General features: G+C 63.5%; 20 protein-coding genes. 10 read left to right on the top strand and 10 right to left on the bottom strand.

What is annotated here, in order from left to right:
* Positions 1-523: 523 nt before the first annotated feature.
* The 10 genes from clpB to ACTJK4_RS15305 form a co-directional block, all read right to left on the bottom strand.
* Entirely contained in the window at positions 524-3,112 is a 2,589-nt protein-coding gene (gene clpB / locus ACTJK4_RS15350) for an ATP-dependent chaperone ClpB (protein WP_440818299.1), read from the bottom strand.
* Positions 3,113-3,282: 170 nt separating this feature from the next.
* On the bottom strand, positions 3,283-5,460 hold the full coding sequence (locus tag ACTJK4_RS15345) for a 3-hydroxybutyrate oligomer hydrolase family protein (protein ID WP_433867162.1): 2,178 nt from the start codon (positions 5,458-5,460) through the stop codon (positions 3,283-3,285).
* Between the two features lie 172 nt (positions 5,461-5,632).
* Positions 5,633-6,013, bottom strand: coding sequence for a fluoride efflux transporter CrcB (crcB, locus tag ACTJK4_RS15340; protein ID WP_232042654.1), 381 nt, complete (start codon positions 6,011-6,013; stop codon positions 5,633-5,635).
* Positions 6,014-6,028: 15 nt separating this feature from the next.
* Positions 6,029-6,550 carry a molybdenum cofactor biosynthesis protein MoaE gene (locus ACTJK4_RS15335; protein WP_232042653.1) on the bottom strand — a complete coding sequence of 174 codons (522 nt, stop codon included), beginning with the start codon at positions 6,548-6,550 and terminating at the stop codon, positions 6,029-6,031.
* 16 nt (positions 6,551-6,566) lie between these two features.
* Positions 6,567-6,824 (bottom strand): molybdopterin converting factor subunit 1, encoded by a 258-nt coding sequence (moaD, locus tag ACTJK4_RS15330; RefSeq protein WP_440818298.1) that lies wholly within the window; start codon positions 6,822-6,824, stop codon positions 6,567-6,569.
* A 12-nt stretch (positions 6,825-6,836) separates the two neighbouring features.
* Entirely contained in the window at positions 6,837-8,096 is a 1,260-nt protein-coding gene (locus tag ACTJK4_RS15325; protein WP_440818297.1) for a molybdopterin molybdotransferase MoeA, read from the bottom strand.
* Positions 8,097-8,177: 81 nt separating this feature from the next.
* Positions 8,178-8,795, bottom strand: a complete 618-nt coding sequence (locus tag ACTJK4_RS15320; RefSeq protein WP_316868874.1) for a uracil-DNA glycosylase family protein — start codon at positions 8,793-8,795, stop codon at positions 8,178-8,180.
* 126 nt (positions 8,796-8,921) lie between these two features.
* Positions 8,922-10,367, bottom strand: a complete 1,446-nt coding sequence (thrC, locus tag ACTJK4_RS15315; protein ID WP_440818296.1) for a threonine synthase — start codon at positions 10,365-10,367, stop codon at positions 8,922-8,924.
* A gap of 15 nt (positions 10,368-10,382) precedes the next feature.
* Positions 10,383-11,702: a homoserine dehydrogenase gene (locus ACTJK4_RS15310; protein WP_232042648.1), complete on the bottom strand. Its 1,320-nt coding sequence runs from the start codon at positions 11,700-11,702 to the stop codon at positions 10,383-10,385.
* 100 nt (positions 11,703-11,802) lie between these two features.
* Entirely contained in the window at positions 11,803-13,044 is a 1,242-nt protein-coding gene (locus tag ACTJK4_RS15305) for a pyridoxal phosphate-dependent aminotransferase (protein WP_045204177.1), read from the bottom strand.
* A 295-nt stretch (positions 13,045-13,339) separates the two neighbouring features.
* Between ACTJK4_RS15305 and ACTJK4_RS15300 the strand changes: the two genes are divergently transcribed.
* The 10 genes from ACTJK4_RS15300 (at position 13,340) to ACTJK4_RS15255 (ending at position 23,795) form a co-directional block, all read left to right on the top strand.
* Positions 13,340-13,720 carry an Mth938-like domain-containing protein gene (locus ACTJK4_RS15300; RefSeq protein ID WP_232042647.1) on the top strand — a complete coding sequence of 127 codons (381 nt, stop codon included), beginning with the start codon at positions 13,340-13,342 and terminating at the stop codon, positions 13,718-13,720.
* A 4-nt stretch (positions 13,721-13,724) separates the two neighbouring features.
* Positions 13,725-15,395 (top strand): glycosyltransferase family 39 protein, encoded by a 1,671-nt coding sequence (locus tag ACTJK4_RS15295; protein ID WP_440818295.1) that lies wholly within the window; start codon positions 13,725-13,727, stop codon positions 15,393-15,395.
* Positions 15,396-15,521: 126 nt separating this feature from the next.
* Entirely contained in the window at positions 15,522-15,893 is a 372-nt protein-coding gene (locus tag ACTJK4_RS15290; protein ID WP_004626520.1) for an SMR family transporter, read from the top strand.
* 40 nt (positions 15,894-15,933) lie between these two features.
* A complete protein-coding gene (locus ACTJK4_RS15285; protein ID WP_232042644.1) occupies positions 15,934-17,094 on the top strand; it encodes a DegT/DnrJ/EryC1/StrS family aminotransferase in 1,161 nt (386 codons plus the stop codon).
* A gap of 7 nt (positions 17,095-17,101) precedes the next feature.
* Positions 17,102-18,097, top strand: a complete 996-nt coding sequence (locus ACTJK4_RS15280; RefSeq protein WP_440818294.1) for a glycosyltransferase — start codon at positions 17,102-17,104, stop codon at positions 18,095-18,097.
* Positions 18,094-19,035, top strand: a complete 942-nt coding sequence (locus ACTJK4_RS15275; RefSeq protein WP_414560555.1) for a formyltransferase — start codon at positions 18,094-18,096, stop codon at positions 19,033-19,035. Before ACTJK4_RS15280 ends, ACTJK4_RS15275 begins: the two co-directional genes overlap by 4 nt.
* A gap of 16 nt (positions 19,036-19,051) precedes the next feature.
* Positions 19,052-20,110, top strand: coding sequence for a bifunctional UDP-4-keto-pentose/UDP-xylose synthase (locus ACTJK4_RS15270; RefSeq protein WP_316885105.1), 1,059 nt, complete (start codon positions 19,052-19,054; stop codon positions 20,108-20,110).
* 35 nt (positions 20,111-20,145) lie between these two features.
* Positions 20,146-21,039, top strand: coding sequence for a 4-deoxy-4-formamido-L-arabinose-phosphoundecaprenol deformylase (locus tag ACTJK4_RS15265; protein WP_316868860.1), 894 nt, complete (start codon positions 20,146-20,148; stop codon positions 21,037-21,039).
* A gap of 96 nt (positions 21,040-21,135) precedes the next feature.
* The gene (locus tag ACTJK4_RS15260; RefSeq protein ID WP_440818293.1) at positions 21,136-21,600 is read left to right on the top strand and encodes a peroxiredoxin; all 465 of its coding nucleotides are present in this window, start codon (positions 21,136-21,138) and stop codon (positions 21,598-21,600) included.
* Positions 21,601-22,067: 467 nt separating this feature from the next.
* Positions 22,068-23,795, top strand: a complete 1,728-nt coding sequence (locus tag ACTJK4_RS15255; protein WP_440818292.1) for a PhoH family protein — start codon at positions 22,068-22,070, stop codon at positions 23,793-23,795.
* Positions 23,796-23,883: the final 88 nt, after the last annotated feature.

Genomic DNA, 23,883 nt, shown 5'->3' with positions numbered 1-23,883 from the left:
CGCTGCGCTCAGACAGTTTCCCTTCCTTTTTCCTCTCTGCAACAGAAATTCAAGGCGCCATCTAGGGCAGGGTACGGCCACACCATCGAAGCACAACCGCAGTCGTAGATGCGCGGCAAGACGCGAGGCAAAGCAGTAAGAACAGGTTGAGATAGCGAGCGAAGCGAAGCAGCACACCGCAACAAACGAAACTCCGACAGGACACGCAAGCCACCGGTTTGGCCGTTGACGTTCCTGCCCTTGATGGCGCCTTCAATTTTCGTCGGCGGGCGGAAAAAAGGCGGGGAACTGTTTGAGCGCAGCGAGTTTTCCCCGCCTCCGCCCGCTGACGAAAATTGAAGGAGTCTTTCGCCATCTCGGGCGCGCCTTTCTTTGCTTACTTTCTTTGGCAAGACAAAGAAAGTGAGTCGCCCCCGGCAGGGGGTGAAACAGAGATGCACCACCAACAAAAACAAAAAGCCAAAAACAAAAAAGCCGCTCCGGAACCCTCCGGAGCGGCTTTTTAACGCACGACAACACAGCCTCAGTGCACAACCCGATCAAACGAGAACTGCCCATCCCGATAATCCACCGGCACCACATCCTTGGGCGCGAACTTGCCCTCCAGGATCATACGGGCCACCGGATTCTCAAGCTGCTGCTGGATCGCCCGCTTCAACGGCCGTGCCCCAAACACCGGGTCGTAACCCGCAGAGGCCAGCTTGGCCACTGCCTCGTCGCTGATCTCCAGCGCCAGGTCCATCTGCGCCAGACGTGCCGACAGACGCTTGAGCTGGATCCGCGCGATCGATTCGATGTTGCGTTGGTCCAGCGCGTGGAACACCACCACCTCGTCGATCCGGTTCAGGAACTCGGGGCGGAAATGCGTCTTCACTTCCTGCCACACGGCACCCTTGATCACGTCCGCCGGTTCGGTCGCCATCTGCTGGATGAGCTGCGAGCCGAGGTTCGACGTCATCACGATCACCGTGTTCTTGAAGTCGACCGTGCGGCCCTGACCGTCGGTCAGGCGACCATCGTCCAGCACCTGCAGCAGCACGTTGAATACGTCCGGGTGCGCCTTCTCCACTTCATCGAGCAGCACCACGCTGTAAGGCTTGCGACGCACGGCTTCGGTCAGGTAGCCGCCTTCCTCGTAGCCGACATAGCCCGGCGGCGCGCCGATCAGGCGGCTCACGGAATGCTTCTCCATGAACTCGCTCATGTCGATGCGGATGAGGTGCTCTTCCGAATCGAACAGGAAGCCGGCCAGCGCCTTGCACAGCTCGGTCTTGCCGACGCCCGTGGGGCCCAGGAACAGGAACGAGCCATACGGCTTGTTCTCGTCCGCAATGCCGGCGCGTGAGCGGCGGATGGCATCCGACACCAAACGCACGGCTTCGTCCTGACCGACCACGCGTTCGTGCAGGCGGTCTTCCATCTTCAGCAGCTTCTCGCGCTCGCCGGTCATCATCTTCGCCACGGGGATGCCCGTGGCGCGGCTGACGACTTCGGCAATCTCTTCGGCGCCCACCTGCGTGCGCAGCAGCTTGTTCGGCTGCTTCTGGCCGGCAGACTCCGCGGCGGTGGCGGCCTTCAGCTTGCCTTCCAGCTCGGGCAGCTTGCCGTATTGCAGTTCGGCCACTTTCTCGAGCTTGCCTTCGCGCTGCAGCTTGGTGATCTCAAGCTTGATCTTCTCGATCTCTTCCTTGAGCGTAGCCGCACCTTGCGCGGCACCCTTCTCGGCCTTCCAGATCTCGTCCAGATCGGCGTATTCCTTCTGCAGGCGCTCGATCTCCTGCTCGATCAGCTCCAGGCGCTTTTGCGACGCTTCGTCAGTTTCCTTCTTCACCGCCTCGCGTTCGATCTTGAGCTGGATCAGGCGGCGGTCGAGCTTGTCCATCGCCTCGGGCTTCGAGTCGATTTCCATCTTGATGCGCGCCGCGGCCTCGTCGATCAGGTCGATGGCCTTGTCCGGCAGGAAGCGGTCGGTGATGTAGCGGTGGCTGAGTTCAGCCGCGGCCACGATCGCCGGATCGGTGATCTCCACGCCGTGGTGCAGTTCGTACTTCTCCTGCAGGCCGCGCAGGATGGCGATGGTCGCCTCCACGCTTGGCTCGCCCACGAGCACCTTCTGGAACCGGCGCTCCAGCGCGGCGTCCTTCTCGATGTACTTGCGGTATTCATCCAGCGTGGTCGCGCCGATGCAATGCAGCTCGCCGCGCGCCAGCGCCGGCTTGAGCATGTTGCCGGCATCCATCGCGCCTTCGGCCTTGCCCGCGCCCACCATGGTGTGGATCTCGTCGATGAAGAGGATGGTCTGGCCCTCTTCCTTGGCGATGTCGTTGAGCACGGCCTTCAGGCGCTCTTCGAACTCGCCGCGGTACTTGGCACCGGCCAGCAGGCCTGCCATGTCGAGCACCAGCACGCGCTTGTTCTTCAGGCTCTCAGGCACTTCGCCGTTGATGATGCGCTGCGCCAAGCCTTCGACGATGGCCGTCTTGCCCACGCCCGGCTCGCCGATCAGCACCGGGTTGTTCTTGGTGCGGCGCTGCAGGATCTGGATGGCGCGGCGGATTTCATCATCGCGGCCGATGACGGGGTCCAGCTTGCCGATCCGGGCCATCTCGGTCAGATCGATGGTGTACTTCTTGAGCGCTTCACGCTGGCTTTCGGCCTCGGCGCTGCCGACGGTCTGGCCGCCGCGTACGGCGTCGATGGCGGCTTCGAGCGGCTTGCGCGACAAGCCGTGTTCGCGCGCAATACGGCCAGCCTCGCCCTTGTCGTCGGCCACGGCCAGCAGGAACAGCTCGCTGGCGATGAACTGGTCGCCACGCTTGATGCCTTCCTTCTCGGTTTGCTGCAGCAGGTTGCCCAGATCACGGCCGACCTGTACCTGCTCACCACCCTGCACCTGCGGCAGGTGCTTGATGGCGCGGTCCAGCGCCGTGTCCAGCGCCCCCGTGTTCACGCCCGCGCGGGCGAGCAGGTTCTTGGTCGCGCCGTCCGGCTGGCGCAGCATGGCCAGCAGCAGGTGGACGGGTTCGATGTACGGATTGTCGTTGCCCAGCGCCAGGCTCTGCGCGTCGGCCAGCGCTTCCTGGAAGCGGGTGGTCAGTTTGTCCAAACGCATTAAAAACCCCTTGCGGAAAATGTTTCACTGCTCCGAAAGATAGGGAGCTTCGGTGGCATTTCAAGCGTGGAAACGCGGGTTTTGATGCAGATTTGCGCCAGAACAAACGGCGGCGTGCCTGCCGGCCGCGCCGCCGTCCCAAGTGCGTCAAAACCGTCCCGGCTATCGCATCAGTTGGGCACCGATACCGTCGCCACGCCGCCCGACACGCTCACCGAGATGCGGTCGCCCGCCGCCGGTGTGCTCGTGAAGTTCGGCACGTTGGCCGCGTTGATGGCTGGTGCAGCACCGGGCGTGCCACCGCGCGGGGTGGTGCGCACCACCTGCGAAGGCGGCAGCGGCGTGCCGTTCTTCAGGTTGGCGTACATGGCGTCCAGCGCGCGCTGTTCATAGAGCACCAGCGGTACGAAGAGGGAGTCATAGCCGGGCACGAGGTCGATAAAGCCGTCGAAATGCTGCGCGTTCATCACCTCGATGTACGACAGCTTGCTCGAGCCGCCCTCCACCTTCGCATTCAGCCCCAGGTACGGCCGCGAGCCGTGGTTGACCGGCAGCAGCGCGTCGTTGCGGCCCTGCACGATCAACGCCGGCTTGCCTTGCAGGTTGCCGGTACGCAGCGTCTGGCTGATGCCGGTCTGCAACGATTGCGAGGCGGCATCGGCGCCTGTCAGCAGGTTGCGCAGGCACAGCGCGCCATCAAGGTTGGCGGCCTGCGTGCCGGTCGAATCGACCGACTGGTTGCTGCGCGTCGGCCCGCCCTGGGCGTTGTTGTTGACGAGTTGCACGCCGGAGGTGGGCGGAATGCCGTTGCCAACCGCCGCCATCTGCGCGAGCGCCGTGGCGTTCACGGCCGTCGGATGGAACGATGCGTCGGTTGCCGCGAAGCTCAGCCCGCATAGGTTGTCGGTCACGCTGGCGCGCGAGAGCGCGTTGCCAAACGTGGTCGCCACGGACGGGTCGATCTCGTAGAACGACATCGACGCATGCACGAGATCCGACTCGGGCTCCCAGCCATAGGCGTGCATCTTCTGCAGGGCTTCGTCAGCCTGGGCAGCCGCAGTGGTGGACGTCAGCAGCCCGGCCGCCTTGAGCGCAGCGCAGCGATTGGCCTGCACGCCTGCCGGGAACGTCGTGAGGCTGCCAAAGAACGCCTGCGCCGGTGCGGTGGCAACGCTCACAGACGACGCCGCGCAAAGCCGGAACACGTTGGCATAGCTCACGTAGTCGAACAGCGGCTTGCCGGTCGTCGGCAGCGTGGTGCCGCCGCGCACCACCTGCACACCGGTATTGGGCGGCAGGTTCAGGCCCGGCTCGCCAACAGCAACGCCATCGATCCAACCACCGGTGTCCTGCTCAGCCGCCGCGATGGCCGCCCCGCCGCCGTTGGAGATGCTCGATGCGATGACGATGGTGTTGTCCGGACGCACCGGCAGCGCGCTGCCGACCAACGCACCGCTCGTCCCCGACACCTTGTCGTTGATCGCCCAGAACGCGAACTGCACGGCCTGCAGCGTGAACAGGCCCCAATCTTTCTCGGGGTTGCGCTGCGAATGCGCGTGCTTGAACGCCAGTCGGTTCGGCGTGGCCGTGTTGAAGGCGGCGAGCTGGCTGCTGGTGAGCGGCGCGGCAAAGTGCGCGTTGGACCCGGCTGCGCTGCGCGTGGTGCGCGTGCCGTCCTGCAGGGCGACGGTGTCGGTGGCCAGGTCGTGCGGGCCGGCGCCGGTGCCCTTGTCGGTATAGGCGACGGCGCACTTGCGCTTGAGGCCCCATTCGCCGGTGGAAATGGCCCCGTATATGCCGCGCGAGCCCGACGACGTGGCGGTGATGATGCAGGGGTTGTTGACGTCGAAACTGTCTGGGATCTGCACGAGCAGCACCACGTTCTGCTGGCCGGTGCCGTCATCGGAGTACGTCACGTATTCGGTGCCGGCGATCATGCCGGAGCCCTGCGTGACGTTGCCGCTGGCATCGACGTTCGGGCCGTAGAGCGTGCCGTAGCCGCCCTTGGCCGCCGTGTCGACCAGCGCGCGGTAATTGGCGTAGATCGCCAGGCGGCGCAGCTCGGCTGCCGTGGGCGCCGTGGGGTTGGCGATGGTCGGCGCGGTGGCCGAAGCCAGGCCGCTTGCACCCAGGCCGGCGGTCAGCAGGTCATCCGATACGCCGTCGTACCGCGTGACGGTCACCTTGCCGGCAAAGGCCGGCTTGGTATTGCCCGGCACGTTGTTGCCGTCATTGCTGCCGCCACAGGCGCTCAGTACGCCGCAACCGGCCAGCAGCACGGCACCGGCGGCGATGAGGTTGCTTGGCGAGACGTGCCGTCGCAGGCGCGCCGTTCGGGTTGGTTTCATTGCGTCTCCTTCTCGTTATGGATGGAACAACACAAAGCAACCCGCGGCGGCCTTCGATACTGCACGTCCTTACTGGACGTCCGTACTGGACGTCCCTAAGCCACCGCAGGCACTACCAGTATGTGAACCCAACTTCTCATTCGCAACTCAATTTGCAGGGCCGGTCTTGCGATCAACTGAACGTGCGTACCGTCCAGAGACCAAGCATCGTGAGGAACAGCGAGCCGCCCAGATGCGCCACGATGTGCAGCGCGCCCATCAGGTGGTCGCCGGCCAGGATGTTGGCGACAACCTCGCTTGAAAAGGTGGAGAACGTCGTCAGCCCGCCCAGAAAACCGGTGATGACAAGCAAACGCCATTCCGGCGGCAGCCCCGCATGCATGTCGAAAAAACCCACCGCGATGCCGATCAGGTAGCCCCCCACCAGATTGGCTGCCAGCGTGCCGTACGGCAAGGCCGGATTGATGGCGTTCAACAAGATGGCGAGCGCCCAGCGCAACCAGGCTCCCAGCGCAGCGCCCACCCCAACTGCCAGAAAGCCTATTCCGCTCATGCGGTCGCGTCCTTGTTATTCGTAGTCGTTCGGTTGCGCCGATGCGCCGGGCTGATCAGCCGTGCTTTTCGCGGCGTTGTTGGTGGCAATGCCCCAGCGGGCGAGCGCCTTGTCGTCGGTGACCCGCGCATCGACCCAGCGCGCGCCTTCGGGCGTCTGCTCCTTCTTCCAGAACGGCGCCTCGCTCTTGAGGTAATCCATGATGAATTCGCACGCGGCAAAGGATTCGCCGCGGTGCTTGGACGCCACCGCCACCAGCACGATCTGGTCTTGCGGCTTGAGTTTGCCAACGCGGTGGATGACGAGCGCGTCGATCAGCTCCCAGCGTTGCATGGCCGCGCTCACGATGTCGGCGAGCGCCTTTTCGGTCATGCCGGGATAGTGCTCCAGCTCCATCTCCGACACGCCGGTGCCGTCGTTGATATCGCGCACGGTGCCGATGAAGCTGGCCACCGCGCCAATGTTCGGGCGGCCGGCACGGAGCGCTGCAATCTCGGCGCCGAGGTCAAAGTCGGCTTCCTGCACGCGGACGGACATGGTCGGTCTCCTGCGCTCAACCACCGGTCACGGGCGGGAAGAAAGCGACTTCGCAGCCGTCGTGCACGGCGGTATCGGCCGGCACGATCTGGTGGTCCACCGCCATGCGCAGCGCACGGCTTTCGGCCAGCGTTTCGCCCCAGACCGGGCCGCGCTGCGCGAGCCAGCGGCGCACATCACCCACGGTCCGCACGGCCTCCGGCACGACCACCTGCTCCTGCGAAGTCCCGAGTTGTTCACGCACGCTGGCAAAGAAACGAAGCTCGATCTGCATGTCCATCGCTCCTTAAACCAAGCCTGCAAACGGCAGGAAGCTGACCACATCGCCCGGCGCGATCGGCTGGTTGGGCGGGTTGTCGATCAGGCCATCGCCCCACACCGTGGAGGTCAGCACGCCGGAACTTTGATTCGGGAACAGGTCCAGCCCGCCGCCCGCGTTGATGCGCGCACGCAGGAACTCGTTGCGGCGATCGCCCTTGGGCAGCGCAAAGTCGGCACGCATCGGGATGCGCTTCGGTGCCACGTCGGCCACGCCCTGCAGGCGCAGGACGAACGGCCGCACAAACAGCAGGAAGGTGACGAAGCTCGACACCGGATTGCCCGGCAGGCCAATGAAGAAGGCGGTCGGGCCGCCCACCATGCCTTCGGGCCGGCGCACCTCGCCAAAGGCCAGGGGCTTGCCCGGCTTGATGGCGATCTGCCAGAGGTTCAGGCGCCCTTCGGCTTCCACCGCCGGCTTGATGTGGTCTTCCTCGCCCACCGACACGCCGCCGGAGGTGATGATGAGGTCGTGCTCCTCGGCCGCTTCGCGCAGCGTGTCGCGCGTGGCTTGCAGCGTGTCGGGCACGATGCCGAAATCGGTGATGTCGCAGCCGAGGTTTTCCAGGAGTGCGCGCAGCGTGAAGCGGTTGGAGTTGTAGATGGCGCCGGGCTGGAGCGGCTCGCCGGGCATGGCAAGCTCGTCGCCGGTAAAGAACACAGCCACGCGCGGACGCCGCACCACGTGCAGATTGGCACAGCCGACCGAAGCCGCCAGGCCCAGTTGCTGCGGACCGAGACGCGCGCCGCGCGGCAGGATCTCGGCGCCGTCGGCAATGTCCTCGCCTGCGCGGCGGATCCACTCACCGGATTCCGGCACGTGATCGATGGTGACGGTGCCCGTGTCCGCATCAGCCTTGCATTGCTCCTGCATGACCACCGCATCGGCGCCCGGCGGGATCAGCGCGCCGGTAAAGATGCGCGCCGCCTCGCCCGCATTCAGCGGCTGGCCGACATGGCCGGCGGGAATGCGCTGCGCCACTTTCAGGCGCGTGCCAGGCGCGGTGATGTCGGCGGCGCGCACGGCGTATCCGTCCATCTGCGTGTTGTCGGCGGGCGGCACGTTCAAGCTGCTGCGGACCGCCTCGGCGAGGACGCGCCCGTTGGCGTGCAACGTCGACACGGTTTCGGTCTCGTGCAAAACGCGCACTGCGGCAAGCAGTTGCGACAGCGCCGCATCGAGCGTCAGCAAAGACGGTTTGACGGCGGGAGCATCGTTGGCGGACATGCGGGAATGGGAAAGCGGAATCGAAAGGGAGATTTCGATTGTATCGGTTCCAGGCCAATGCCATGCATCAGCCCAGGCGTATCAAGCGAATGCGTCGGCCAGCGCGGCACGCAGTGCCGGCACGATGTGCGCGTCAAACCACGGATTGTGTTTGAACCAGGCCAGATTGCGCGGGCTTGGATGCGGCAGGGGAAACAGCATGCGGCCGTCGGCGTCCTGCACGGGCCCGTTGCGCACCACGTCGGTCAGCGACCAGTCGCGCGGCACGTCGAGGTAGTTGCGCTGGGCATAGGTGCCCACCAGCAGCGCGAGCCGCACATCGGGCATGGCTGTGAGCAGCGGGCGATGCCATTTGGGCGCGCATTCCGGCCGGGGCGGCAAATCGCCATTGGTGCCGGCGCCAGGAAAGCAGAAACCCATCGGCACCACGGCGATGCGCCGGTCGGCGTAGAAATCGTCGTACGGGATTTGCAGCCACTGGCGCAGGCGGTCGCCCGAGCGGTCGTTCCAGGGGATGCCGGTCTCGTGGACGATGCGGCCCGGCGCCTGTCCGATGATCAGGACGCGGGCGCGGCGGTCCGCCACCACAACCGGGCGCGGCTCGTGCGCCAAAGCGCCCTTGCACTCGCGGCAGGCGCGGATGTCGTGCAGGCAGCGCTCGAAGGTTGCCCCGGCGACGTCATCCGGCAGGATCTTCATCTTTTTGGAAGCTGTTCATGGTCCGTAGCGAGCGGCCCGAGGTTGGCGCGAGAAGCACAGCCGTACATGGGTACGGCGAGCATCGCAGCGCCAAGATCGGGGCGCGCAGTAGGACCATGGGCAGGTTCAAAGGCCGGTGTGCTGGGCGATGTAGCCCTTGATGCGGTCAGCGTCTGCCGGCATGACCTCGAAGCGCTGCGGCAGCGATTCGATGTCAGCGTAGCCAGCCGGACGCTCCGGCTCGCGGTCCAGCGCTTCGCGAATGGTGTCACCGAACTTGGCCGGCAGCGCCGTTTCCAGCACCACCATCGGCACGCCCGGGGTCAGGTTCTCGCGCGCCACCTTCACGCCGTCGGCGGTGTGGGTGTCGATCATCGTGCCGTAGGTGGCAAAGACATCGCGGATGGTATCGACGCGGTCTGCGTGCGAGCTGCGGCCCGAGACAAAGCCGAACTCGGCGATGCGGTCGAACTCCGGCTTGCCCGTCATCGAGAAGCCGCCCTTTTCGTCCACGTCCCGGAAGAGCTGGGCGAGGCGCGCCGGATCGCGGTCCAGCAGGTCGAACACGAAGCGCTCGAAGTTCGACGCCTTGCTGATGTCCATGCTGGGGCTGGAGGTGTGATACGTCTGCGCGGCCGACCGCACGCGGTATGTGCCGGTGCGGAAGAACTCGTCCAGCACATCGTTCTCGTTGGTGGCCACGACCAGCTTGTCGATCGGCAAACCCATCATGCGCGCGATGTGGCCGGCGCAGACGTTGCCGAAATTGCCCGACGGCACGCAGAACGACACCTTGTCGCCAATCGTCGGGGCCGCCAGCAGGTAGCCCTTGAAGTAGTAGACGACCTGCGCAACGACACGTGCCCAGTTGATCGAATTGACCGTACCAATCTTCTGGCGCGCCTTGTATTCGAGATCGTTCGATACCGCCTTGACGATGTCCTGCGCGTCGTCGAACACGCCTTCGATGGCGATGTTGAAGATGTTCTTGTCTTGCAGGCTGAACATCTGCGCAGTCTGGAACGCGCTCATCTTGCGGTGCGGGCTCAGCATGAACACACGCACGCCGCGCTTGCCGCGCATGGCATATTCGGCGGCGCTGCCCGTGTCGCCAGAGGTGGCCCCCAGGATGTTCAGCTCGGCGTGCTCACGATCGAGCGCGTATTCGAACAGGTTGCCCAGCAACTGCATCGCCATGTCCTTGAAGGCCAGCGTCGGGCCGTTCGACAGGCACAGCAGCGACAGCGACGTGCCGCCCTCCTCGCCCAGCTTGTGCAGCGGGGTGATGTCGACAGTGTTGTCGCCGGCGCGCGCGTTGCAGTAGACCTCGGGCGTGTAGGTGCGTCGGGTCAGTGCGCGCAGGTCGTCTTCGGGAATGTCGGTGGCGAACTTGCGCAGGATCTCGAAGGCGAGGTCCGCGTACGGCAGGTCGCGCCAGCGGGTCAGCTCTTCAACGCTGACTTGTGGGTACTGCTCGGGCAGGTACAGGCCGCCGTCCGGCGCCAGGCCGCCCAGCAGGATGCGGGAGAAACTTTGCGGCTCTGCGTGGCCGCGGGTCGATCGGTATTGCATGCTCGTGTCCTGCGCTTAGTTCAGTTCTTCCATGCGGATGCGCGTGACCTTCGACAGCACGGTCGGCAGCGCCTCGATGGCGGCGATGGCGGCGTTCACGCGCTTTTCCACCGTCACGTGCGACAGCATGATGATGTCGGTCTGCGGCTCGCCTTCGCGCGATTCCTTCTGCAGCATGGCGTCGATCGAAATACCACCTTCGGCCAGGATGCGCGTGATGTCGGCCAGCACGCCCGTTTCATCGGCCACGCGCATGCGCAGGTAGTAGCTCGAACGCACTTCGTCGATCGGCAGCACGGGCGTATCGGACAGCGCATCGGGCTGGAATGCCAGATGCGGCACGCGGTGTTCCGGATCGGCCGTGTGCAGGCGCGTCACGTCCACCAGATCGGCGACGACGGCCGAAGCGGTCGGCTCGGCGCCCGCGCCCTTGCCGTAGTACAGCGTCGGGCCCACCGCATCGCCGTTGACGACCACGGCATTCATTGCGCCTTCGACGTTGGCGATCAGGCGCTTGGCCGGCACGAGCGTCGGATGCACGCGCAGCTCAATGCCCGCTTCGACACGGCGCGTGATGCCCAGCAGCTTGATGCGGTAGCCAAGTTCTTCTGCGTAGCGGATGTCGACCGCTTCCAGCTTCGTGATGCCTTCCACGTAGGCGCGCTCGAACTGCACTGGCACGCCAAAGGCGATGGCGCTCATGAGCGTGAGCTTGTGCGCGGCGTCAAAGCCTTCGATGTCGAAGGTCGGATCGGCCTCGGCGTAGCCCAGGCGCTGGGCTTCCTTGAGCACGGTATCGAAGTCCAGACCCTTGTCGCGCATCTCGGTCAGGATGAAGTTCGTGGTGCCGTTGATGATGCCGGCGATCCACTCGATGCGGTTGGCCGTCAGGCCCTCGCGCAGCGCCTTGATGATCGGAATGCCGCCGGCCACGGCCGCCTCGAACGCCACCATCACACCCTTGTCCTGCGCGGCCTTGAAGATCTCGTTGCCATGCACGGCCAGCAGCGCCTTGTTGGCGGTGACAACGTGCTTGCCGTTGGCGATGGCGCGCAGCACCAGCTCGCGCGTCAGGTCGTAACCGCCAATCAGCTCCACGACGATGTCGATCTCGGGCGAATCCACAATCGCAAACGGGTCGTTCACCACCGGCACGGTCGCACCGGCTTCCTGCACGATGGCGCGGGCGCGGTCGACATTGCGCACGGCAATCATGGCGACTTCAATGCCGCGACCCGCGCGACGGCGGATTTCTTCCTGGTTCCGTTGCAGAACCTTGAGGGTACCGCCACCGACGGTACCGAGCCCGAGCAGGCCGATCTTGATGGGATTCATGAGACGTGTCGTAAAGAAACGAAAAAGCGGAGAAGCAAAAAACACACAGGGCAGACACTTCGGTCTGCCCCGCAATTACTGATCTGGCGGAAGACCGAATTTATGCGGCCCGGATGCCAGTACCGTGACGCTGACGGTACCGCTCCAGGAAGCGCGAAATTCGGCCAATCGCTTCGCGAAGATCGTCTTCGTGGGGCAGGAAGACGATGCGGAAATGGTCCGGCGAGTGCCAGTTGAAGCCTGTGCCCTGCACCAGCAGCACACGCTCCTCTTCCAGCAGCTGGCGGATGAAGGTCTGGTCGTCTTCGATGGGATACACCGCCGGGTCCAGGCGCGGGAACATATAGAGCGCAGCCTTGGGCTTGACGCAGGTCACGCCGGGGATCGCTGTGATCAACTCATGCGCCAGGTCGCGCTGGCGACGCATGCGGCCGCCCGGCGCCACCAGGTCTTTAATGCTTTGATAGCCGCCCAGCGCGGTTTGAATGGCCCACTGCCCCGGCACGTTGGCGCACAGGCGCATCGAAGACAGCATGTTCAGGCCTTCGATGTAGTCCTTGGCCGGGCGCTTGTCGCCGGATACGACCATCCAGCCCGCGCGGTAACCGCACGAACGGTAGCTCTTCGACAGGCTGTTGAACGTCACGGTCAGCACGTCTTCCGACAGCGAGCCGATCGCGGTGTGCTTGTTGTCGTCGAACAGAACCTTGTCGTACACCTCATCGGCGAAGATCACCAGGCCGTGTTCGCGCGCAATGGCAACAATGCCCAGCAGCAGTTCGTCCGAATACAGCGCGCCGGTCGGGTTGTTCGGGTTGATGACGACGATGCCCTTGGTATTGGGCGTGATCTTGGCGCGGATGTCGTCCAGGTCTGGCATCCAGCCGTTGGCTTCGTCGCAGATGTAGTGCACCGGCGTGCCGCCCGAGAGGCTGGTCACGGCGGTCCACAACGGGTAGTCGGGCGCCGGCAGCAGCAGCTCGTCGCCAGCGTCGAGCAGCGCGTTGGTGGCCAGCGAAATCAGCTCCGACGCGCCATTGCCCAGATAGATGTCTTCCAGCGTGACGTTCTTGATGCCCTGCTCTTGCGTGTAGTGCATCACCGCCTTGCGCGCCGCGAAGATGCCCTTGGAATCCGAATACGCCGCCGAATTCGGCAGGTTGCGGATCATGTCCTGCTGGATCTCTTCAGGCGCATCGAAACCGAACACGGCCAGGTTGCCGATATTCAGCTTGATGATCTTGTGGCCCTCTTCTTCCATCTGCTTGGCCTTCTCGAGCACGGGGCCGCGAATGTCATAGCAGACGTTGTTGAGCTTGGCGGATTTCTGGATCGTTTTCACGGGCAAGGCGGCGATGGGCGACGTTGAACGGGCTGGACTACGGGGCATTCTGTGGCGCAGCAAAGCGGCGACGGTAACGCCACACAGCGGCAGGCGCCGCTACGCTATTCCTTGCCGGACATCGCTTATGGCGCGGCGGGCGAAGGAGAGAAAAAGATATAATTTAGCCCATTATGACAGACTTAGGCGGGCATTTTTGCAACGCAGCGAAACCTGCCCGCAGTCTGAAACCTAGCGCCCTAGCCAGCGTGCCGCACCATGCGCCGCCGCCATGGCGCCCGATGGGATTCCCGCCTTGAAGCTCCATTCATCCGATTCGTCGACCATTCTCAATACCGTTACCGGCTATGGCGACGGCTATATCGAAATCAACAAGGTGCGCTACGAGCACTCCGTGCTGGTGATGCCCGAGGGCGCCGTGGTGCCGTGGGATGTGTCGCGCTTTGAGGATCTGACGCCCGAGCATTTCGCGCGCGTGCTTGAACTGGGGGCCGAAGTGGTGATCTTCGGGACGGGCAACAAGCTGCGCTTCCCGCACCCGCGGCTGACGGTGCCGCTTACCGAAAAGCGCATCGGCGTGGACGCCATGGACCTGCAGGCCGCCGGCCGCACGTACAACATCCTGATGCTGGAAGGCCGTAAAGTGGCCGCCGCCCTGTTGATCGAGCGCGCCTGACCGCATGCCGATCGACCGCACCGCTCAAGCGCCCACCCTGCCCTGGCGCGACGCCTCCCTTTGGCTCCTGGCTGCTGCGTTCCTGGCCGTCTGGCTCGGCACGCTGGGCTACCGGCACCTGATCCCCACCGACGAAGGCCGCTACGCTGAAATCGCGCGCGAGATGTTCGTCTCCGGCGACTGGGTGACCATCCGCTACAACGCCCTGAAATATTTCGAGAAGCCGCCACTGCAGATGTGGGGCACCGCACTCGCCTACACACTCTTCGGCATCGGCGACTGGCAGGCGCGGCTGTTCACGGCGCTCTCCGGCATCGTCGGCATTGTTTTCACGATGCTGGCGGCAGCGCGTTGGTGGGGCAAGCGGACGGCCGTCATCAGCGGGCTGGTGCTCGTGAGCGCGCCTCTGTGGAACGTAGGCTCGCACTTCAATTCGCTCGACATGGGCGTGGCCGGCTGTATGACGATGGCGTTGGGTGCGCTACTGCTCGCGCAGTATCCGGATGCCACACGCGCTCAACAACGTGGCTGGATGTGGGCCTGCTGGGCATCAATGGCGCTGGCCGTGTTGAGCAAGGGCCTCATCGGCGTGGTCCTGCCGGGTTTTGTGTTGGTGGTCTACACGTTGGTCGCGCGCGACTGGGCCCTGTGGAAACGATTGCATCTGGTGAGCGGGCTGATCATCTTCTTTGCCGTCGGCGCGCCGTGGTTCGTCCTGATCTCCATACGCAATCCGGAATTCGCGTGGTTCTTCTTCGTGCACGAGCATTTCCAGCGTTTCACGTCGACCGTGCATAACCGAAACGCGCCGCTTTGGTACTTCGTGCCATTGCTGGTGGCCGGCTTCCTGCCGTGGCTTGCTCAATTGCCGGGTGCCGCACGCCTGACCCTTGCACGTGGTGAAACCGCCCGGAATGGTTTCCGCCCCACGCTCATGCTAGGCCTGTGGGCCATCCTCATCTTCGCGTTTTTCAGCATTTCGGACTCGAAGCTGCCGGGCTATATCTTCCCGATCATCCCCGCGCTGGCGATTCTGGCAGCCCTGGTGCTGGAGCACACCAGCGAGCGCGCATGGCGCTGGCAGCTCAAGGCCTTCCTGGCGCTGGCGGTGGTCGGTCTCGCGGCCAGCGGTTACGTGGCAACCATGTCGTCGGACATGTACCCGAACGCCGTGTTTTCTCGATTTGCGATGTTCCTGGCCGTGGCGTTCGCGGCTGGAGCAGGCTTCACGTGGCTGGCACTTCGCTTGGCAGGCAGGCGCTTCGAAAGCGTGGCCGCGTTTGCTTGCGCGTGGTTCTTGACGTTTACAGCGGCCACGCTGGGTCACGAAGCCTTCGGGCGCTCCATGTCGGGTATCGATCTCGTGGCCGCGGTCAGACAGTGGCTCAAGCCCGACGTGCCGTTCTATGCGGTGGAGCGCCTGGACCATACAATGCCGTTTTACCTCGGCCGGCCCACCATCATGGTGCAGGAGCCCGATGAACTGGCATTTGGCGTCAAACAGGAGCCGGCCAAGTGGGTGCCGACCACCGAAGCCTTCGTGGCGCGCTGGAAAGCCGGCGGTCAGGCCGTCGCCATGATGGGTCCGGGCACCTATGACCGGCTGGCAGCCGAGGGCGTACCGATGATCGTGATCGCCCGCGATGCCCGCCGTGTGATCGTCCGGCGCAACTAGGTTTCACCGCTACGGATTGCCGAAAGGGGCGTGCAAGCGGAATTGTCGTAACATGCGCCCCGGCGGCGGGATTGAGAACATCCGCACGGGGAAACCGCCGCAGTCTGTAAAACATCAAAAGAACACATGAATCTGGTCACTTTCGGGCTGATCCTGACGGGCGTCATGCTCAATGCCTGCGCTCAACTGCTGCTCAAGGCGGGCGTCAACAATATCGGCCGATTTGCGTTTTCGGCCGACAACATCCTGCCGATCGGCATCAAGCTTGCAACGCAATGGCCCATCATTGGCGGCCTGTCGTGCTACGTCATCTCGGTGGTGGTGTGGATTCTCGGCCTGTCGCGCGTGGATGTGACCATCGCGTATCCGATGCTCTCCCTGGGCTACGTGGTCAACGCCTTCCTGGCGTGGTATCTGTTTGGCGAAGTGCTGTCGGTGCAGCGCCTGATTGGCATCGCGATCATCCTCGTCGGCGTACTTGTGCTGGCTCGTTCGTGAGCCGATCCGCCCACACCCGGTACCCAACCTTATTCAAGTCATGACGCAAACCACCGCCACTGCCGAGCTTCCCTTCCTGCCCTTCGTGCGCCCGACCATTGACGAGGCGACCATCGCTGCCGTGGCCGATGTGCTGCGCTCGGGTTGGATCACCTCGGGCCCCAAGGTCGCGGCATTCGAAGCCGCACTGTCGGAATATTTCGGCGGCCGCATCGTCCGCACATTTGCCAACGGCACGGCCACGATGGAAGTCGCGCTGCGCATCGCGGGCATCGGTCCTGGCGATGAAGTCATTACCACGCCGATCTCGTGGGTCGCCACGTCCAACGTGGTGCTGACGGTCGGCGCCAAGCCAGTCTTCGTCGACATCGACCCCGTAACGCGCAACATCGACCTGGACAAGGTCGAGGCCGCCATTACGCCGCGCACCAAGGCCATTATTCCGGTCTATCTGTCGGGCCTGCCCGTCGACATGGACCGTCTGTACGACATCGCCCGCCGCCACAAGCTGCGCGTGGTGGAAGACGCCGCGCAGGCCATTGGCTCGCGCTGGGGTGACAAGCGCATCGGCGAGATCGGCGATCTCGTCAGCTTCAGCTTCCAGGCCAACAAGAACATCACGACCATCGAAGGCGGTGCGCTGGTGCTCAACACGCCCGAAGAAGCGGTGCTGGCCGAAAAATATCGCCTGCAGGGCGTCGTGCGCACCGGCTTTGACGGCATGGAAGTCGATCTGGTTGGCGGCAAGTTCAACCTGACCGACGTGAATGCGGCGATCGGCCTGGGCCAATTCGCTCAGCTGGAAGCCGTGACTGCACGCCGCGCTGCGCTGGCCCGCCGCTACTTTGCAGGCATGCGAGCAGCCGATATCGAGTCGTTCGGCGTTGAACTGCCCGTGGAGGACTTCACGCACACCAACTGGCACATGTTCCAGATCGTGCTGCCGCTGGATCGCCTGAAGGTCGATCGCGCCGGCTTCATGGCTGGCCTGAAGGCGCTGGGCATCGGCGCTGGCGTGCACTATCCGCCCATCCACCTGTTCAAGCTCTACCGCGAACTCGGCTGGAAGCCGGGCATGTTCCCGGTGGCCGAGCGCATTGGCCGCGCCATCGTTACGCTGCCGATGTTTGCCGGCATGGAAGATTCCGATGTGGATCGCGTGGTCAGCGCGGTCCGCCAACTTTGCGCCCAGTACCAATAATCCAATAATGAAGACACCCGCTCTCTCGGTCGTCATTCCTGTTTACAACGAAGAAGACGGGCTCGCCGCGCTGTTTGCGCGTCTGTATCCCGCGCTCGACGCGCTCGGCATTTCGTATGAAGTCGTGTTCGTCAACGACGGTAGCCGCGACCGCTCCGCCGCCATGCTGGCCGAGCAGTTCCGGGCGCGCCCGGACAGCACGCGCGTCGTGCTGTTCAACGGCAACTATGGCCAGCACATGGCCATCCTGGCCGGCTTTGAACATGCGCGCGGCGAACGCGTCGTCACGCTCGATGCCGACCTGCAGAATCCGCCGGAAGAAATCGGCCGCCTAGTGGAAAAGCTCGACGAAGGCTACGACTACGTCGGCACCATCCGTCGCGTGCGCCAGGACAGCTGGTTCCGCCGCACCGCATCGCGTGCGATGAACTCGCTGCGCGAGCGCATCACGCACATCAAGATGACGGACCAGGGCTGCATGCTGCGCGCCTACAACCGGACCATCGTCGACACGATCAACCGCTGCCGCGAAGTCAACACCTTCATTCCGGCGCTGGCCTACACGTTCAGCAAGAACCCGACCGAAATCGAAGTCGACCACGAAGAACGCTTTGCCGGCGAGTCGAAATACTCGCTGTACAAGCTCGTGCGATTGAATTTCGACTTGGTGACGGGCTTTTCCGTCGTGCCGCTGCAGTGGTTCTCGGCGATCGGGATGCTCTTGTCGCTCGCCTCTGCGGTGCTGTTCATCCTGCTGGTGGTGCGGCGCTTCATCCTGGGCGCGGAAGTCCAGGGCGTGTTCACGCTGTTCGCCATCACGTTCTTCCTGATGGGCGTGCTGCTGTTTGGCATTGGCTTGCTGGGCGAATACATCGGCCGCATCTATCAACAGGTGCGTGAACGCCCGCGCTATCTGGTGCAGGGTGTGCTGGAAGAGACGCCGCATCTGCATGAAGCCGGCGCCGCCGATATGAAGACTGGCTCGCAGCGGGGTGTTGCATGAGTTCGCAGCTCAAGCGGCGAGCCGTCGTTTTCGCGTATCACAACGTCGGCGTACGCTGCCTGCGCGTGCTGGCAGCGCGTGGCATTCAGGTTGATCTCGTTGTCACGCACGAGGACAACGCCGCCGAGAACATCTGGTTCGGCAGCGTGCGCGCCACCGCACAGGAACTGGGTATCCCGTACATCACGCCGGACAATGCAAACGGCGAAGATCTGCACGCCCGGATCGCCGCGATTGCGCCGGACTTCATCTTTTCGTTCTATTACCGGCACATGATCCCGATGCGCCTGTTGAGCCTCGCCAAATTCGGCGCGTTCAACATGCACGGTTCGCTGCTCCCCAAGTACCGCGGCCGCGTGCCCATCAACTGGGCGGTGCTGCACGGCGAGACCGAAACCGGCGCCACCCTGCACGAAATGGTCGAAAAGCCGGATGCGGGCTACATCGTCGACCAGACTATCGTGCCGATCCTGCCGGACGACACCTCGCACGAAGTGTTCGAAAAGGCCACTGTTGCGGCAGAGCAAACCCTGTGGCGTGCGCTTCCCGCGATGATTGCCGGGCACATTCCGCAGCACCCGAACGTGCTGGCCAACGGTAGCTATTTCGGCGGCCGCAAACCCGAAGACGGCCGCATCGACTGGTCCAAACCGGCCCAGCAGGTCTATAACCTCATCCGTGCAGTGGCGCCCCCCTACCCCGGTGCCTTTACGGACGCGGGCAGCGAACGCTACGTTGTCGCGCGGGCCCGTCTGGCGCACCAAACCTTTACGAATTTGCCGCCGGGCTTGCACGTCGTGGATAATGCGATGTTCGGCGTGTGCGGCGATGGGGGAGCCATCGCCATCCACGAGCTCTGGCGCGTCGAGCCCCAAGCTGCCAGCGGAACGTCTGTCGTGACCGCGCAGCAGCTCGCCAGCCAGCTCGCCCTCTCCTGATCTTGAGTTTGCCTTCATGAAAAAAGTACTGATCCTCGGCGTCAACGGCTTCATCGGCCACCACCTGTCCAAGCGCATCCTGGAGACCACCGATTGGGAGGTCTATGGCATGGACATGCAGACCGAGCGTCTGGGCGACCTGATCAACCACCCGCGCATGCACTTCTTTGAGGGTGACATCACCATCAACAAGGAATGGGTCGAGTATCACGTGAAGAAGTGTGACGTGATCCTGCCGCTGGTGGCCATCGCCACCCCGTCGACCTACGTCAAAGACCCGCTGCGCGTGTTCGAGCTGGACTTTGAAGCCAACCTGCCGATCGTTCGCTCGGCTGCCAAGTACGGCAAGCATCTGGTCTTCCCGTCGACCTCCGAGGTCTACGGCATGTGCAGCGATTCCGAATTCGATCCGGAAGCCTCGCCGCTGATCTATGGCCCGATCAACAAGCCGCGCTGGATCTACGCATGCTCGAAGCAGTTGATGGACCGCGTGATCTGGGGTTACGGCATGGAAGGCCTGAACTTCACGCTGTTCCGTCCGTTCAACTGGATCGGCCCGGGCCTCGACTCGATCTACACCCCGAAGGAAGGTTCGTCACGCGTTGTGACGCAGTTCCTCGGCCATATCGTGCGCGGCGAGAACATCAAGCTCGTCGACGGCGGCAGCCAGAAGCGCGCCTTCACGTATATCGATGACGGCATCGACGCGCTGGTACGCATCATTGCCAACAAGGACGGCGTGGCCTCGGGCAAGATCTACAACATCGGTAACCCGTCGAACAACTACTCGGTGCGTGAACTGGCCAACATGATGTTGGAACAGGCCGCCCAGATCGACGAGTACAAAGACACTGCCAAGCAGGTCCAACTGGTGGAAACGACCTCCGGCGCCTACTACGGCACCGGCTACCAGGACGTGCAGAACCGCGTACCGAAGATCGCCAACACCATGGAAGACCTCGGCTGGAAGCCGACCACGGTGATGAAGGACGCGCTGGCGAACATCTTCGAAGCGTATCGCACGCACGTGGCTGAAGCCCGCAGCCTGGTCGAAGACGGCAACGGCAACAAGTAAAAGCTGCATCTCAGTCGCACCTTCCGCGCAGGTTCATGGCTCTCATCGTCCTCAAGATCGACGTCGACACCCTGCGCGGCACCCGCGAAGGCGTGCCCAATCTCGCGCGTATGTTGCGCGAGCACGAGGCTGGCGCGACCTTCCTCTTCAGCCTCGGCCCCGATCACACCGGCTGGGCGCTGCGCCGCGCCTTCCGTCCCGGCTTCCTCAAAAAGGTTTCCCGCACGTCAGTCGTCGAGCATTACGGCCTTCGCACGCTGATGTACGGCGTGTTGCTGCCAGGCCCCGACATCGGCCGCAAAGCCGCTGCCGAAATGCGCGCCATCGCCGAGGCAGGTTTCGAGACCGGCATCCACACGTGGGACCACGTGCTCTGGCAAGACAATGTCCGCCAGCGCGATGCCGGCTGGACGGCCCGCCAGATGACCGCCGCACACGCACGTTTCATCCAGGTGTTCGGCCGGCCACCCGTGACGCACGGCGCCGCCGGCTGGCAGATGAACGACCACGCGTTCCGCCAGATCGACAACTGGGGCATGGCCTACGCCTCCGACGGCCGGGGCACGCATCCGTACATCCCGAGCATTGATGGCAAAGCGCTGAACCACGTGCAATTGCCGACGACGCTGCCCACGCTGGACGAACTGATCGGCGTGGAAGACATCACCCTCGATAACGTCGCCCGGCATATCCTGAAGATGACGGAGTCCGACCGTGACCAGGTATTTACCTTGCATGCAGAACTTGAAGGGCAGAAACTCGCCCCGATCTTCCGCGAGTTGCTGCGAGGCTGGCGCGCCCAAGGCCATCGGCTAGGGTCGATGGGCGATTACTACGCGACGCTCGATCGCAGTACCCTGCCCGTGCAGCCCGTCACATGGGGCGAAGTTGCCGGCCGCAGCGGCAGCCTGATCGTTCAGCCGGCCTGATCTTTCCGATCTCCGGTTGGCGTCGGGCGCGGTATCTCAGATTTGCCCGTCCACGAGCTTCTCCATCTCTCTCCTCGCGGTTTTCCGGAACACACCATGCCCGTCACGATCGACCAGCCTCTTCCCGATTTCTCCGCACCGGCAACCAGCGGTATCACGTTCTCGCCGGCATCGCAGCGCGGCAAGATCGTCGTGCTGTATTTCTATCCGAAGGACAACACCCCCGGCTGCACCACGGAGGCGATGAACTTCCGCGACCAGTATGAGGCCTTTGAAGCCGCCGGCGCCGTGGTGTTCGGCATCTCGCGCGACAGCCTGAAATCGCACGAAAACTTCAAGGCGAAACTGGACATGCCGTTCGAGCTGATTTCCGACGCCGACGAAGCCGTGTGCAACATCTTTGACACGATCAAGATGAAGAAGATGTACGGCAAGGACGTGCGTGGCATCGAGCGCAGCACATTCCTGATCGACAGCAAGGGCGTGCTGCGCAAGGAATGGCGCGGCGTGAAAGTGCCCAATCATGTGGATGATGTCCTCGCGGCGGTACGCGCGCTGTAACCGCACGGGGAGCCAGCGGTCGGGAAAGTGCCGTGCAGGACATCCTGGCGGCTGATTCTCCCGTCGATTTCGCATCGTCTGTCGTGGCCAGTTTGCGACGCACCACAGGTCACATGTGAGCGATTGCAAATCACAAAAGCTTCCGATACAGTCGGAACCGATGAGTACGAAATCCGGATGCCATTCCGATAGCCCACGACGGTACCGGCGGCCAAGTTGGCCTGATACCGCTTCTGCGTTTTTCCCGGCAAGCAGGCCGGGCAGAACGTCCGAAACGTGCAGCTTGTCGTGGCGTTCAACTAGGCCGCCCCACCTCTCGCAGGTCATGGCGGCTTTTTTGTGGCCGTCGTCCATGCATCAACCGCTGCGACGCGCCCATCCGTTTTCCAGCGTTTCCCGCCAGCGCCGCCTCGCCATGTGCGCGGACGGTGTTTCGTCGTTGTTCCACCCAGAGAGGTAATCGAAGCATGCCGCTGCCGACCATGCCCACCCAGCCAGCCCAATTGCTTGACCCGGCTGAATTCAAGCCTTTCGGCAAAGCCGGAAAGCCGAAGGCGGGTCAGGAACCTCGAAAACCGGTGCCAGCGCTCGAGCGCGAGGCGTTGTCAGAAACCGGCCGTGCACAACCCAAACGCAATGCAGCCAGCACGGCCCGCGCCCGCTCGGGCGAAGCGTCTCCCATGGCGAAAGACAATTCGCGCGAACATGCAGGCATTCTGGCCAAGGCCGTCGACAAAGTAAGCGCGACGGGCAAATCGACCGAAACTGCCGCCCGCCGCCGCACCCGCCGCGACGAAGGCCCCGCCAAGCTGTTCGTGCTCGACACCAACGTGCTGATGCACGATCCGACATCGCTCTTCCGTTTTGAAGAGCACGACGTCTATCTGCCGATGATGACGTTGGAAGAACTGGACAACCACAAGAAGGGCATGAGCGAAGTTGCACGCAATGCCCGCACGGTCAGCCGCACGCTCGACCAGCTCGTGGCTGGCACCGATGGTGTCATGGACGACGGCCTTCCTCTCGCCAAGCTCGGCAACCGCGATGCGCAGGGACGCCTGTTCTTCCAGACGCGTCTGAACGACATCAAGCTGCCCGATGGCCTGCCGCAGGGCAAAGCGGACAACCAGATCCTTGGTGTGGTGGCCGCGTTGCAGCAGCAACGTCCGGACCGATCAGTCGTGCTGGTGTCCAAAGACATCAACATGCGGATCAAGGCACGCGCCCTCGGCCTGCCGGCTGAGGACTACTTCAACGATCGCGTGCTGGAAGACACCGATCTGCTCTACAGCGGCATCATGGCGCTGCCGACAGACTTCTGGCAGAAGCACGGCAAGAACATCGAGAGCTGGCAGGACCCCAAGACGGGCATGACGTTCTACCGCTTGTCCGGGCCGCTGGTGCCGTCGTTCCTGGTCAACCAGTTTGTCTTCCTGGAGCCAAATGACGGCAGCCTGCCGCTGTATGCACAGGTGAAGGAGCTGAACGGCAAAACCGCCGTGCTGCAAACGCTCAAGGACTACACGCACCAGAAAAACAACGTCTGGGGCGTGACCGCGCGCAACCGCGAGCAGAACTTCGCGTTGAACCTGCTGATGCATCCGGAAGTCGACTTCGTTTCGCTGCTCGGCCAAGCCGGCACGGGCAAGACGCTGCTGGCACTGGCGGCGGGCCTTGAGCAAGTGCTGGATCAGAAGCTCTACAACGAGATCATCATCACGCGCGCCACGGTGCCCGTGGGTGAAGACATCGGCTTCCTGCCCGGCACGGAAGAAGAAAAAATGCAGCCGTGGATGGGTGCCTTCGACGACAACCTCGAGGTACTGCAAAAGTCCGACGACAACGCTGGCGAATGGGGCCGCGCTGCCACGCAGGAGCTGATCCGCTCGCGCATCAAGGTCAAGAGCATGAACTTCATGCGCGGCCGCACCTTCGTCAACAAGTTCCTGATCATCGACGAGGCGCAAAACCTGACGCCCAAGCAGATGAAGACGCTCGTCACGCGCGCAGGCCCCGGCACCAAGATCGTCTGCCTGGGGAACATCGCGCAGATCGACACGCCGTATCTGACGGAAGGTTCGTCGGGCCTGACTTATGTAGTGGATCGCTTCAAGGGATGGAGCCACAGCGGGCATATCACGTTGGCGCGCGGCGAGCGCTCGCGACTCGCGGATCACGCCTCGGACGTGCTTTAAGGATCACGCCGCAACAAATTTGTCTGCCGCAAATCGTTGTGCCATCAGGCCACGCAATCGCGTGGCCTTTTTTTTGCTGCATATCGGG

It is taken from the genome of Ralstonia sp. 22111 (assembly GCF_052045895.1).
GTDB lineage: Bacteria > Pseudomonadota > Gammaproteobacteria > Burkholderiales > Burkholderiaceae > Ralstonia > Ralstonia wenshanensis.
Note: the sequence above shows the minus strand (reverse complement) of the source record. Positions and strands in the feature narration are given on the sequence as shown.

Bases quoted from the DNA above. Each gene is read 5' to 3' on its own strand.
- ACTJK4_RS15285 (WP_232042644.1), top strand. From the start codon at position 15,934: ATGACGCAAACCACCGCCACTGCCGAGCTTCCCTTCCTGCCCTTCGTG.
- ACTJK4_RS15275 (WP_414560555.1), top strand. From the start codon at position 18,094: ATGAGTTCGCAGCTCAAGCGGCGAGCCGTCGTTTTCGCGTATCACAAC.
- ACTJK4_RS15295 (WP_440818295.1), top strand. From the start codon at position 13,725: ATGCCGATCGACCGCACCGCTCAAGCGCCCACCCTGCCCTGGCGCGAC.
- ACTJK4_RS15270 (WP_316885105.1), top strand. From the start codon at position 19,052: ATGAAAAAAGTACTGATCCTCGGCGTCAACGGCTTCATCGGCCACCAC.
- crcB (WP_232042654.1), bottom strand. From the start codon at position 6,013: ATGAGCGGAATAGGCTTTCTGGCAGTTGGGGTGGGCGCTGCGCTGGGA.
- ACTJK4_RS15335 (WP_232042653.1), bottom strand. From the start codon at position 6,550: ATGTCCGTCCGCGTGCAGGAAGCCGACTTTGACCTCGGCGCCGAGATT.
- ACTJK4_RS15280 (WP_440818294.1), top strand. From the start codon at position 17,102: ATGAAGACACCCGCTCTCTCGGTCGTCATTCCTGTTTACAACGAAGAA.
- thrC (WP_440818296.1), bottom strand. From the start codon at position 10,367: ATGCAATACCGATCGACCCGCGGCCACGCAGAGCCGCAAAGTTTCTCC.
- ACTJK4_RS15265 (WP_316868860.1), top strand. From the start codon at position 20,146: ATGGCTCTCATCGTCCTCAAGATCGACGTCGACACCCTGCGCGGCACC.
- clpB (WP_440818299.1), bottom strand. From the start codon at position 3,112: ATGCGTTTGGACAAACTGACCACCCGCTTCCAGGAAGCGCTGGCCGAC.
- ACTJK4_RS15320 (WP_316868874.1), bottom strand. From the start codon at position 8,795: ATGAAGATCCTGCCGGATGACGTCGCCGGGGCAACCTTCGAGCGCTGC.
- moaD (WP_440818298.1), bottom strand. From the start codon at position 6,824: ATGCAGATCGAGCTTCGTTTCTTTGCCAGCGTGCGTGAACAACTCGGG.
- ACTJK4_RS15260 (WP_440818293.1), top strand. From the start codon at position 21,136: ATGCCCGTCACGATCGACCAGCCTCTTCCCGATTTCTCCGCACCGGCA.
- ACTJK4_RS15310 (WP_232042648.1), bottom strand. From the start codon at position 11,702: ATGAATCCCATCAAGATCGGCCTGCTCGGGCTCGGTACCGTCGGTGGC.
- ACTJK4_RS15290 (WP_004626520.1), top strand. From the start codon at position 15,522: ATGAATCTGGTCACTTTCGGGCTGATCCTGACGGGCGTCATGCTCAAT.
- ACTJK4_RS15255 (WP_440818292.1), top strand. From the start codon at position 22,068: ATGCCGCTGCCGACCATGCCCACCCAGCCAGCCCAATTGCTTGACCCG.
- ACTJK4_RS15325 (WP_440818297.1), bottom strand. From the start codon at position 8,096: ATGTCCGCCAACGATGCTCCCGCCGTCAAACCGTCTTTGCTGACGCTC.
- ACTJK4_RS15345 (WP_433867162.1), bottom strand. From the start codon at position 5,460: ATGAAACCAACCCGAACGGCGCGCCTGCGACGGCACGTCTCGCCAAGC.